The following is a 12861-nucleotide window of genomic DNA, read 5'->3' as shown; positions in this document are numbered from 1 at the left end:
TTGTATGAAAGGGAGTGCGTTACGATGGCTAAGAAGTCAGAAAATTATAATGATGACTCCATCCAGGTCCTAAAGGGTCTGGAGGCAGTTAGAAAGCGCCCTGGTATGTATATCGGTTCTACTGATAGCAAGGGTCTTCATCATTTGGTATACGAAATTGTAGATAATGCAGTCGATGAAGCATTAGCAGGATATGGTGACGAAATTGACGTTACTATCCATAACGATAATAGTATAACTGTGGTGGACCACGGACGTGGGATGCCAGTGGGAATGCATTCATCAGGTAAGCCAACTCCCGAAGTTATCTTAACCGTGCTACATGCCGGTGGTAAGTTCACCGAAAATGGTGGATACAAGACTTCAGGGGGACTACACGGTGTTGGATCAAGTGTTGTTAATGCACTTTCAACTCACTTAAGCGTGACAATCGTAAGAGATGGCTACAAATATGAAGAAGATTTTGAAAATGGTGGTCAACCAATTGGAACTTTGAAAAAAATTGGTAAGACAAGTGAACATAGTGGAACAACTGTAACATTTAAACCAGATTCAGCAATCTTTACTACCACAATTTATAACTATGAAATACTAAAACAGCGTTTAAGAGAATCTGCCTTCTTGTTAAACGGAATTAAAATTACTTTAACTGACGAACGTGAAGGTCAAGAACGAAGCGATGAATTCTACTTTAAAGATGGAATCAAGGAATTCGTTCAATACTTAAATGAAGACAAACACACATTAGGTAACATTATGTATTTTGACGGATCAAAAGATGGTGTTGAAGTAGAAGTTGCCGCACAATACAACGATGGTTATACAGAAAACACATTATCATTCGTTAATAATGTGCGTACCAAAGATGGTGGTACGCATGAATCAGGATTTAGAAGTGCTTGGACTAAATCATTCAATGATTTTGCTAGAAGAGTGAAGTTACTTAAAGATAAAGAAAAGAACTTAGATGGTAGCGATGTTCGTGAAGGACTATCAGCAATCATCTCTATTAAGGTGCCCGAAGAAATGCTTCAATTCGAAGGACAAACCAAGGAAAAGCTAGGAAGCCCAGAAGTGCGTTCTATCGTCGATAACATCGTTTCTGAACAATTAGGTTACTACCTAATGGAAAACGGTGAATTCGCCCATGAATTGGTTCATAAGTCCCTTCGTGCCCGTAAGGCCAGAGAAGCTGCGCGTAAGGCCAGAGATGAAAGTAGAAATGGTAAGAAGAAACATAAGAAGGAACGTTTACTATCAGGTAAGCTAACACCAGCTCAATCTAAGGATGTTTCTAAGAATGAATTGTTCCTAGTCGAAGGGGACTCTGCCGGAGGTTCTGCTAAGCAAGGCCGTGACAGAAAACATCAAGCTATCTTGCCACTTAGAGGTAAGGTTTTAAATACCGAAAGAGCAAAGCTAGACGATATTCTTAAAAATGAAGAAATTAGTACCATGATTTACACCATTGGTGCCGGAGTAGGTCCTGAATTTAACATTTCTGATGCCAACTACGACAAGGTTATTATCATGACCGATGCCGATGATGATGGTGCTCATATTCAAATTCTACTACTAACATTCTTCTACAAATACATGCGCCCAATGGTTGAACAAGGTCGTGTCTACATTGCACTACCACCGCTATACAAGATTCAACAAAAGGCCGGTAAGAAGAATCATGTTGATTACGCATGGACCAATGACGAATTAACCGAAAAGTTAAAGGAATTCGGTCAACACCCAGCTCTTCAAAGATTTAAGGGTCTAGGTGAAATGAATGCTGATCAATTATGGGAAACTACTATGGATCCTGAAAACAGAACATTAATTCAAGTTCAAATCGACGATGCTGCATTAGCCGAAAAACGTGTTACTACATTAATGGGTGACAAGGTTGAACCAAGACGTGAATGGATTGAAGAAAACGTTAAGTTCACGCTTGAAGAAGATGGCAGTATCTTAGATACCACCAAAGAAACAGAAAACGAGTAGATAGGAGGAACTATAGTGGTTAATCATTCAGTTATTGAAAAACTAACGCTTGAACAAATCATGAGTGAGAGATTTAGTCGTTACTCTAAGTCAATCATTCAAGAAAGAGCGTTACCAGACGTTCGTGACGGATTAAAACCGGTTCAACGTCGTATTCTATATGCCATGAATAAGGACGGAAATACTTATGACAAGGGATTTAGAAAGTCAGCTAAGTCCGTTGGTAATGTTATGGGTAACTTCCATCCCCATGGTGATAGTTCAATCTATGAAGCATTAGTACGTATGAGTCAAGAATGGAAAATCAGAGAACCATTAATCGAAATGCACGGTAACAATGGTTCAATGGATGGAGATCCAGCTGCGGCTATGCGTTATACAGAAGCACGTCTAAGTAAGATTGCTTCTGAAATGCTAAGAGATATTGATAAGGATACTGTTGATTGGGTGCCTAACTTTGATGACACCGAAAATGAACCAACAGTATTACCATCTCGTTTCCCTAATCTATTAGTTAATGGTGCAACCGGGATTTCATCAGGTTATGCAACCGAAATTCCTCCTCACAACCTATCTGAAGTATTGGATGCTTTGATTTACCTACAAAAGCATTCAGACGCTACTTTGGATGACTTAATGCAATTCATTAAGGGACCTGACTTTCCAACTGGTGGAATCGTACAAGGTCTAGACGGTATTAAGAAGGCTTATGAAACTGGTCGCGGTAAGATTATCATCCGTTCTAAGACAGATGTTGAAGAACTACGTGGTAACAAGACTCTTATTCGTGTCAGTGAATTACCATATGAAGTTAATAAGCTACAACTAGTTAAGCAAATCGATGAAATCAGAATTAACAAGAAGATTGACGGAATTGCTGAAGTTAGGGATGAAAGTGATAGAAACGGTCTATCAATTGCCATCGAATTAAAACGTGACGTTGATGCAACCGGTATTCTTAACTACCTATTTAAGAACACTGATCTACAAATCAATTATCACTTTAACGTCGTTGCAATTAATAAGATGAGACCAGAACGTCTATCATTAAAGGAAATCCTAGAATCATACCTAGATTACCAACGCTTGATTGTTGCTAAACGTACTAAGTACGACTTAAACAAAGCAATGGCCAGACAACACATCGTAGATGGTTTAATTAAGGCCTTATCAATTTTAGACCAAGTTATTAAGACCATTCGTGCAAGTGATAACAGAAAAGATGCATGTAATAACTTAATCTCTGAATTCGACTTTTCAGAAAAACAAGCGGATGCAATTGTTAAGTTACAACTATACCGTTTAACTAATACCGATGTAGTTGAACTACAAGCCGAAAAAGATAAGTTAAGTGCAGATATTCTAGAATACAACACCATCCTAAATGATAAGAACGAACTAAATAAGGTACTAACCAAAGAGTTCAAAGACATTAAGAAGGCTTATGGTAACGATCGTCTTACTAAGATTGAAGCAGAAGTTGAAGAACTTAAGATTAGTAAGACCATCACAGTGCCAGAAGAAGATGTTGTTGTGCTAGTAAGTCATGATGGATACCTAAAACGTAGTAGTGTTCGTTCATATAAAGCTTCAGAAGTTGAAGAAAATGGTCTAAAGGAAGATGATTATCCAATCTTCTTAGAACAAATGACTACACTACAACACTTATTCATGTTTACTAATAAAGGAAATCTAATCTATCGTCCAGTTCATGAAATTACAGATGCTCGTTGGAAAGAAACCGGTGAACATATTTCTCAAACTATCGGTCTAGCCGATGACGAAGAAATCATGAAAGTCATGTCATTTAAGACATTGAAAGAAACTGGTAAGTTTGTAATTTCTACTAGTGACGGATACATCAAACAAACTGAGTTTGATAAGTTAACTCCCGGTAGAAATTACCGTTCAAGACCAGCTGTATTTGAAAAACTAAAAGATGATAGTGCAAATGTAGTTAATGTTGATTACCTAACAGATGCAAATGCTAATCCAAATGTCTTTATTGCATCTAACGTTGGACTAGCTACTTGTTTTGAATTAGATGAAGTATCATATTCTGGTGCAAGATCTACTGGTGTTCGTTCAATGGACATTAGGGATGAAGAACAAGTTGTTGATGTGCAACTGGTAGAACAAGGCGATAAGGTAGGGATGATTACCCAACGCGGATTCTACAAGAACATGAAGGTAGATGAAGTACCTCTTGCTAGTCGTGCAAGAAGAGGGGTTCAAGTTCTAAAATCATTGAAGAAGAACCCACATGAATTGGTTGACTTTGTAAAACTAGAAAAGGCCACTGACAGCTTTAACCCAATTAGAGTATTTACTAATAGACGCCGTGTCCATGATATTATGCCAGGTGACCATCCAGTAAATGATCGTCAATCAAACGGTTCTGCTGTTATGGATGTCGATGCTGAAGGTACACCAACCAGCATGGCTGTGTTACATCCCGAAGTAGTGGCGAATATTAAGTAATATAACTCCAATAGAAATTTATTATTATTATCATAAAATATATTGTTATTTTATGATGAATAGGTTATTATATTTTAATGAACTATTAATAGATAATAATATGTAATAAATGATATAGGGGTATAAGCATGAAAAAAACTAAGCAAGAAAATATTTTCTCTTCTAAGACACTTTCTTACTTTTTGCAATTAGCAGAAACTATGAATTACACTCAGGCTGCGCAAATTTTGGGAATTACGCAACCTGCATTAACTCAACAAATTAAAAAGTTAGAAAAGACAGTTGGCGCTCCATTATTTTACTCAATTGGAAAAAAGCTAAAGTTATCATCTGCCGGTAACATTATGCTTAAGTCAACTAAGGATATTTATGAAATCTTAAACCAAACTGCTGATGAAATTGAACAATCAAACAGTGCATCAACTGGTGACATTAACATTGGTGTTCTATCATCAATCCAAGTTAAAGTTTTTGAAAAGTTCATCGCTCAACTTTACAAGAAAAATCCTGAACTAAAGGTTAACCTAAGAATGTTAACTCGTAAGGAAATTTGGGAAAGTTTGGAAAACAACCGTATTGATTTAGCAATCATGTACTTACCAGATTCATCAATTAAGAACTGGAAGCCATACGAAGCTCAAAAGATCATGAGCGATGACTTAATGTACATTCACCACAACGAAAAATTATCTGGTAAGGATAAGATTAAGTTTAAGGACACATTGGATCGTCCTTGGGTTACTTATCCAGAAGATTACTTCTTAGATTCAATCCTAAAGACTGAATACAAAGATCAACTTCTAGATAATCCTAAGAGTGGCGCTTGCTTCTCAACTCCAGACCAAATTTTACGTTTTGCTGTTAATACTGGATTAAATACTGCTCTTCCAAGTTCATTTATGATTGACAAAGATGTCAAAACATTGGAAGATAATAATACATGGGTTGCCCGTTTGAATCCAAATATCAATTTTGATTTAGCGTTCGTTTACAGAACTAACAAGAAGATGATTCCTCGTGTTGGTTCATTCTTAGACGAATTTGATGCCTTCTTAGATGAAGAAGACTACCTATCAAGATTAAAGGACAACTACTAAAAATACGAAGGAAGTTTTATTATGGCTAAAGAATTAGTTTTCGGACACCAAAGTCCAGATACTGATGCAATTTGTGCAGCTATCGAATATGCATATTTACAAAATAAACTAGGATACGACGTTGAAGCCGTTGCTCTAGGTACTCCAAACGAAGAAACTAAATTTGTTTTAGATTACTTCGGTCAAGAAGCACCTCGTGTTATTACTGAAGCTTCATCAGAAGTAGACTCAGTTATGCTAGTAGATCATAATGAACCTCAACAAAGTGTTTCAGATATTGATAAATTAACAGTTACTCACGTAGTTGATCACCACAGAATTGCAGATTTCAACACTGAAAAGCCTGTATTCTACCGTGCTGAACCAGTTGGTTGTGTAAGTACTGTATTATTTGAAATGTTCAACGAAAAGAACGTTGAAATTCCTGAAAAATTAGCTGGTCTAATGCTTTCAGCAATCATTTCAGATACTTTATTACTAAAATCACCAACAACTACTGATGTTGATAAAAAGGCTGTTGCTGAATTAACTAAGATTGCTAAGGTTGATGCTGAAGAATACGGTATCAAGATGCTAAAGGCTGGTACTAACGTTGATGCTAGATCTGACAAAGACCTAATCGACGGTGATGCTAAGTCATTCACTATGGGTGGTAAGGCAGTGCGTATCGACCAAATCAACACTGTTGATTTAAACGACGTATTAAAACGTAAAGAAGACTTATTAAAGGCAATGGAAGAAGAAGCCAAAGCAGAAGGTTATGACTTATTCTTAGTAATTGCTACCAACGTATTAGACAGTAACTCTGAAGCCATCATTTATGGTGAACCAAAGGATGCTGTAGAAAAAGCATTTAACCAAAAAGTTTCAGAAGATACAATTGCACTTCCAGGTGTTGTATCAAGAAAGAAACAAGTTGTTCCTCAATTAACTGATGTTTTAGACTAATACTAGGACGTATTTAAAGGACACATCCTAATGGGTGTGTCCTTTCTTTATATAAAAAAATATCTGACAGCGTTGCTTCCGGAATACGGCTGTCTCAAATAAAAACAATAGGAGATCTTCAAAATGGTAAAGGTATTTAGAAATTTAGCTACTTCAAAGACAATGGATTTATTAGGAATCGCAATTATTTTCTTATCAGCGTTTCTTTCAGGTTATTTATTCGAATCACTAAACGATGTAACTCATTGGGGCCATTGGGCAATCTTTGTTCCATTCGGACTAATTAGTGCTTTTGACGCCTGCATGTCAATCATGTCTACTAGGTTAGTCGGTCGTTTTAGTAACCTAGGTAACTGGATTGGTGTTCCTGAAATCATTCTTGGATGTGCAATTGATTACCTATTGGGAAACCATGGTGCAATCCTAACTTATCCAATCAGTTTTGTTATCCAAATTTGGGCAATTAGAACTTGGACTAACTCTGATAAATTCAAGAAATCTGATTTTATGAATACCAAAAAGGGACAAATTGTCTTCGTACTATTATCATTATTATCATTGGCATTCAGTTTTGGTATTAATTACATTGGATACGGTAGTTTAAATTCATCTGATTTCGTTTTATATGTATTAACTAGTTTTGTATTCGGAATTTCATTGATCGCAAATATAATGAATGCAATGAAGATATCTACACAATGGAAATTCTGGCTATTATACGACTTTATTCAACTAGCTAAGGCAATTAGCCAATTCAACTTTGCAAACGTCGGTAAGTACATTTATTACATCTTAATGGCACTTGCTGGTAATGCATATTGGAAGGATTAATTAATATATTTTTCTGTGCTAATAATTTGCATTATTTTTTATAATCATTATTATTATAGTTATGTCGTGTACGATATATATATCCATCGGATATATCAGATCAAACAAAAGGAGCTGTTACGATTATGAAGAAATACAGTGAAGAAGAATTAAGAAGTAGACTAACTGATGAACAATACGAAGTTACTCAAAACGCCGGTACAGAAATGCCATTTTCAAATGAATATGATGATTTTTTTGAAGATGGTTTATACGTAGATATTGTATCAGGTGAACCTTTATTCACTTCAAAAGATAAATACAACTCTGGATGTGGTTGGCCAGCATTTACTAAGCCAATTGAACAAAGTAGCATTAAGAGTAATTTAGATACCTCACATGGTATGGTAAGAAACGAAGTAAGAAGTAGCGAAGCTAACTCACACTTAGGTCACGTTTTTCCTGATGGTCCTAAAGACAAGGGTGGATTGAGATACTGCATTAACTCTGCATCACTAAGATTCATTCCAGTTAATAAGTTAGAAGAAGAAGGCTACGGCCAATACGCTGCAGAATTTAAATAGGAAAGGAGATTTGTTTTATGAGTAAAGATACAGCTATTTTCGCAGGAGGATGTTTCTGGTGCATGGTTGAACCATTCGATCAACAACCAGGAATTGAAAGTGTTATCTCAGGTTACACAGGAGGACACGTTGCAAACCCAACATACGAACAAGTATGTAGCCATACAACAGGTCATACTGAAGCCGTTGAAATTACATTTGATCCTGAAGTAATTTCATACAAGGATTTAGTCGAAATTTACTGGAGACAAACAGATCCAACTGACGCTTCTGGTCAATTCCAAGACAGAGGTGACAGTTACCGTCCTGTTATCTTCGTTAACAGTGAAGAACAAAGAAAAGTTGCTGAAGAATCAAAGAAGCAACTAGCTGAAAGTGGCATGTTTGATGAACCAATCGTTACATCAATCGAAGATGCTAAACCATTCTATCCAGCTGAAGACTATCACCAAGATTTCTACAAGAAGAACCCATTAAGAGCTCAAATTGAAGAATTAGGTGGCCGTCAACAATTCAAGGATACAAAGTGGGCTAAATAAGATAATAATAAAAAAGGTTCCTAGCTTATGCTAGGAACCTTTTTTTTAATACTTATGTCTGTAATAGTGGTGACGTGAATGGTATGTTCGATGTTCAGTTTCTTTCTTGTATTCTTTACGGTACTTTCTTTCGTAGTGCTTTTTAATTTCGTGATGAACGACACCCGCTACCACGGCATCTCTTACGTAGTGGTGTTTTCTGTATGAGTTACGGTGATTATTGAACGATGGTGCGTTTGCAGGTGTAGGTACCTTAATCTCGTTATTTATCTTTGATCTACCGGTTGAATAGTCGAATTCAACACCCGGTTGAACATTAAAGATGTAAACGTTAAAGTTCAGACTTCCATCGGTTGAAATAGCTTGCATATGAATACCACGAGCCATTAATTCATCTCCTCTAAAAATAGGGGTAACTTGGAAAATGACCTTTTTATCTTTTCTAAGTGCTTCTCTTACTTGTGATTCGTAAATGGTTTGTAGTTTTTGATTACTGAATGCAGTTTGCGTAAATAGGTTCTTCAAATTATTTTGATCACCAGATTGTACTGATGGTTCGTATTTACCATTTACACTGATTCCCTTAGATAAACTGTAAGCAATTTCATGACCACGGTTAATAATAGCATCATTATTAACGAACTTTTGATGCCATCCAGTTGGTTGAACCACTTGTCTGGTTCTTAGACTGTCGTTGGCAATATTACGCTTTTCTAGGTAGGCAGTATTACCTTCAGATGTTCTGTTTAAGGAATCAAGATTGGTGTATTCTACATGATTGTATTTCCAATCAGACGCTTTTAGGTTAGATGCATCATTATTCACGGTAATGATTGCTGACGTGTTATTCTGATAGTTAAGTGACGCTAAATCACTTGTATTCGTATTGGGCAAATCTTTGGTAACGTCTGATGACTTGCTGCTCTTGGTAGCAGTGTTTTCGTTACTATTATTTGCACAGCCACTTAGGACTAATGAAAGTCCAATAGTAAGAGTGGCCATTAGTTTAGTATATTTCAATTAAAAATCCTCCTAATAAACCTATGTATGATAAAATAGTTGTCTAATGTTAAATACGTAAGGAATGTTATTTTTGGCGCTAAGAAAAACGCATATTGCTTCAGCAGAAGCAGTAATGATGGGATATGCCATTTCGACTAATCAACCATTACCAATTATCATAACTGAGGCGATTGGTGTATGGATTGGTAGTCAACTTCCTGATATTGATCAAAGACAAACTAGAATAAATAAGAAAACCGGTGTAGAAACATACGTGTTAACTTTATGGGGTCATCGAACCTGGTCACACAGTATTTGGATACCAGCCTTCCTATTTATTTTAGCACGCTACAGCTCTAATAGCCCAATCCTAAATGGAATAAGAGTATATGGATATAAAGTGATGGGATACTTTTATTTTACGTTGGTTTTGGGATATTTCTTGCATGAACTATTAGATGCTTTTTCGGTTGAAGGAATTAGATGGCTATATCCATTAGGAAATCGTAAAATCATACGTAAGAAGGGCATATTTAGATATAAAGTTCATAGTATGAAAGAAATCATGATTAGATATGTTTCCGTTATGATAGTAGTGATTGAATTGATTTTCTATTTATATAAAAACTTAAAATAAAAAGGGGTGCATAAAATATGCATCCCTTTATTTATTTTCTCTTAATTGATCAACGAATTCTTTACTTGGCGTTACAAAGATGGTCTTTTGACCTTCGTAAATAACAAATCCAGGTTTAGAACCATTTGGTTTTCTGATTTTTTTAACTTGAACATAGTCAACGGGAACAGTTGCTGAATCTCTTGCTTTAGAGAAGTATGCGGCAAGCATGGCAGCAGTTTCAATGGTGTCGTCGTCTGGATTGAAGTCCTTGATGATAACGTGAGAGCCGTGAATCTTTTGTGTATGCAACCAAGTATCTCGCTTATCAGCATCCTTCATTGTTAACTTATCATTTTGAAGGTTATTCTTACCTACAAGAATGTGAATGCCTTTGTCAGTAATGAACTCTTCAGGCTTACTGATCTTGGTATTCTTATTTTTATTCTTAGTGTTTCGATTGTTATGATGCTTTAAATATCCTTCGTTTTTTAGTTCGACTTTAATGTCGTCTAAATCGGATGGGTTGGCAATCTCAATTTGAGAAAGAATATTTTCAAAGTAATCAATTTCGTCATTGGTTTTCTTCAATTGTTCCGTCACAAATGAAACAGCATTCTTTTCCTTTTGATAACGTTTAAAGTACTTTTGCGCGTTTTCTGAAGGAGTTAATTGATTAGAAATACTGATGTCGATCTCGTTTCCATTGTCATAGAAATTAGGTAGGGAAATTTTAGTCATTCCTTTTTGAATCTTGTATAGGTATGTGGTTAAAATTTCACCCTTAATACGGTATTCATCGGCATACTTAGTATTATCCAAGGTCTTTTCAAGTTTCTTCTTCTTATTTTTATTCTTCTTTAATTCACTTCTAGCAACCTTAATTAATTGGCCACCTTGTTCGCGAACACGGTCCAATCTAGCCTTTGTTTCGTAGTAGTTATCTAGTAATTCACTTAATGTATCATATTGAATGTTATTATCTTCAAACGGATAAACATTAAAACTATTACTCTTACCATGTTCAATCATGGTTGGAATTGGATTATTAAAATGATCGAAGAACTTATCAAACTTATCTTTGACGGTACCATCTTCATGCATTGCTTGAGCAAGATATAGTGATGTGTCTTTACCAAGTCCTTGGATTCTCTTACGTAGTTCAGCGGATAGAACCTCTTGGTTAGGGAATTCCTTGGTTAAGTCTTCTATTTGTTGATAGTCAACGTTTTCATCAAATGGATTAACCATGTCTTGGTTTGGTGGGGTGATGTATGTGTCACCGGGCAAGATAGTTCTGTATCTATTCTTATCTGCACCAATTCGTTTGATTGCATCGATGATTCGCATATCATCTTGCGTATCTACTAAAATGATATTACTGTGTCTAGCCATGATTTCTACGACTAAACGCATTTCCTTTAAATCACCAATTTCATTTCTAGTTGTGAAATGAAAAATCATTACACGGTCGTTATCAATTTGGGATACTTTCTTTAAAACTGATCCACTAAGATGTTTTCTTAATGTCATTGTGAAAGTAGTTGGTGTGTGCGGGTTAACATATGGAATTTTTGAAACTTGCACACGCGCATAGTTAGGGTTGGCTGAAATTAAAATTGGATAGTTTTCATGATTTGAACGAACTGTTAATACAATTTCGTTATCATATGGTTGGTTGATTTTGGATACTCGACCACCTGAAACTAATTGATTTAATTCACCAGTCATTGCATGAGTAAATGATCCATCAAATGACATTATCTCATCTCTCTTTCGTACAAAGTATTACATTCTAGTATAACTGATATGCAAGCAAATTAGCAAAAATAACAGAGTTCTCATGATATAAATATGTTTTAATGTTATAATTTTACTTATAAATAATCGTATGTATTATGAAAAAGGATGAAAGATAATGAAAATTGCAATCGTAACAGATAGTACTTCTTATTTATCAAAAGAAGAACAAGAAAAATATGGAATTCATATTGTTCATATGCCTGTAATGATTGATGGTAAAAGCTATGAAGAAGGCAGCAACATTTCAACGGATGAATTCTATGAAAAACTAAAAAACTCGCAATCATTTCCGAGTACATCACAACCACCAATGGGTGAGTTGATTAACTTGTATGATTCATTGGCAGATGAAGGTTACGACACTGTAATCAGTATTCATTTAGCAAGTACCATTTCTGGTTTTTACAATTCATTGTCAGCGCTTGCACCAACCATTGAAAACATTAAGGTAATTCCTTATAACTCAAAGATTACAGTAAAACTAATGGGTAACTTGGCAATGGAAGCTGCAAAGAAAGTACAATCGGGGGCTAGCGTAGATGAAATCATTGAACATTTAGATCACGTTAGAGACACAATTGATGAAGTATTCGTTGTTGATGACCTACAAAACCTTGTAAGAGGTGGAAGATTATCAAATGCTTCAGCATTTCTAGGAAGCATACTTAAGATTAAGCCATTACTAACTTTCGATAAGAAGAGTAATGAAATTGTGGCATTTGAAAAAGTAAGATCTCGTAAGAAGGCACTTAAACGTACTGAAGAAATCTTCAAAGAAGCTGCTTCTAAGGTTGATTATCCATTAAAAGCAATCGTGATTAATGGTAATGATCCAGAAGCTGGACATGAATGGAAAGAAAATATTCAACAGTTATATCCAGAGATGAGCATTGAAGAAAGTTACTTTGGACCTGTTATTGGTACCCATTTAGGTAACAAATCACTTGCTTTAGCTTGGATGATAGATACTGACAAAAAGGACTAGT

Annotated in this window: 11 protein-coding genes; 9 read left to right on the top strand and 2 right to left on the bottom strand. The window is 35.6% G+C overall.

The window, feature by feature from the left end:
• Positions 1-24: 24 nt before the first annotated feature.
• From parE to msrA, 7 genes are all read left to right on the top strand, one after another.
• Positions 25-1995 (top strand): DNA topoisomerase IV subunit B, encoded by a 1971-nt coding sequence (gene parE / locus KTJ72_RS01005; RefSeq protein WP_034531173.1) that lies wholly within the window; start codon positions 25-27, stop codon positions 1993-1995.
• A 12-nt stretch (positions 1996-2007) separates the two neighbouring features.
• Positions 2008-4476, top strand: coding sequence for a DNA topoisomerase IV subunit A (parC, locus tag KTJ72_RS01000; RefSeq protein WP_430385411.1), 2469 nt, complete (start codon positions 2008-2010; stop codon positions 4474-4476).
• 128 nt (positions 4477-4604) lie between these two features.
• A complete protein-coding gene (locus KTJ72_RS00995) occupies positions 4605-5573 on the top strand; it encodes a LysR family transcriptional regulator (RefSeq protein ID WP_041152240.1) in 969 nt (322 codons plus the stop codon).
• A gap of 21 nt (positions 5574-5594) precedes the next feature.
• A complete protein-coding gene (locus KTJ72_RS00990; RefSeq protein ID WP_094751157.1) occupies positions 5595-6521 on the top strand; it encodes a manganese-dependent inorganic pyrophosphatase in 927 nt (308 codons plus the stop codon).
• A gap of 123 nt (positions 6522-6644) precedes the next feature.
• Positions 6645-7352 carry a nicotinamide mononucleotide transporter gene (locus KTJ72_RS00985; protein WP_041152242.1) on the top strand — a complete coding sequence of 236 codons (708 nt, stop codon included), beginning with the start codon at positions 6645-6647 and terminating at the stop codon, positions 7350-7352.
• Between the two features lie 125 nt (positions 7353-7477).
• Positions 7478-7915, top strand: coding sequence for a peptide-methionine (R)-S-oxide reductase MsrB (gene msrB / locus KTJ72_RS00980; RefSeq protein WP_041152243.1), 438 nt, complete (start codon positions 7478-7480; stop codon positions 7913-7915).
• Between the two features lie 17 nt (positions 7916-7932).
• Positions 7933-8454 (top strand): peptide-methionine (S)-S-oxide reductase MsrA, encoded by a 522-nt coding sequence (msrA, locus tag KTJ72_RS00975; RefSeq protein WP_034531164.1) that lies wholly within the window; start codon positions 7933-7935, stop codon positions 8452-8454.
• Between the two features lie 45 nt (positions 8455-8499).
• On the opposite strand, the gene KTJ72_RS00970 is transcribed toward msrA, so the two are convergent.
• On the bottom strand, positions 8500-9474 hold the full coding sequence (locus KTJ72_RS00970; RefSeq protein WP_430385408.1) for a DNA/RNA non-specific endonuclease: 975 nt from the start codon (positions 9472-9474) through the stop codon (positions 8500-8502).
• A gap of 73 nt (positions 9475-9547) precedes the next feature.
• Here KTJ72_RS00970 and KTJ72_RS00965 point away from each other — a divergent pair, with 73 nt between their 5' ends.
• A complete protein-coding gene (locus tag KTJ72_RS00965; protein ID WP_217303915.1) occupies positions 9548-10093 on the top strand; it encodes a metal-dependent hydrolase in 546 nt (181 codons plus the stop codon).
• Between the two features lie 27 nt (positions 10094-10120).
• Here the strand turns inward: KTJ72_RS00965 and KTJ72_RS00960 are convergent, their stop codons facing one another.
• Positions 10121-11833, bottom strand: coding sequence for an NFACT RNA binding domain-containing protein (locus KTJ72_RS00960; protein ID WP_217303914.1), 1713 nt, complete (start codon positions 11831-11833; stop codon positions 10121-10123).
• A gap of 157 nt (positions 11834-11990) precedes the next feature.
• Between KTJ72_RS00960 and KTJ72_RS00955 the strand changes: the two genes are divergently transcribed.
• Positions 11991-12860, top strand: a complete 870-nt coding sequence (locus tag KTJ72_RS00955) for a DegV family protein (RefSeq protein WP_217303913.1) — start codon at positions 11991-11993, stop codon at positions 12858-12860.
• Position 12861 lies beyond the last annotated feature (1 nt).

Source organism: Apilactobacillus waqarii, from assembly GCF_019061205.1.
In the GTDB taxonomy this organism is placed as follows: Bacteria; Bacillota; Bacilli; order Lactobacillales; family Lactobacillaceae; genus Apilactobacillus; species Apilactobacillus waqarii.
This window is presented reverse-complemented; position numbering and strand designations above follow the sequence as displayed.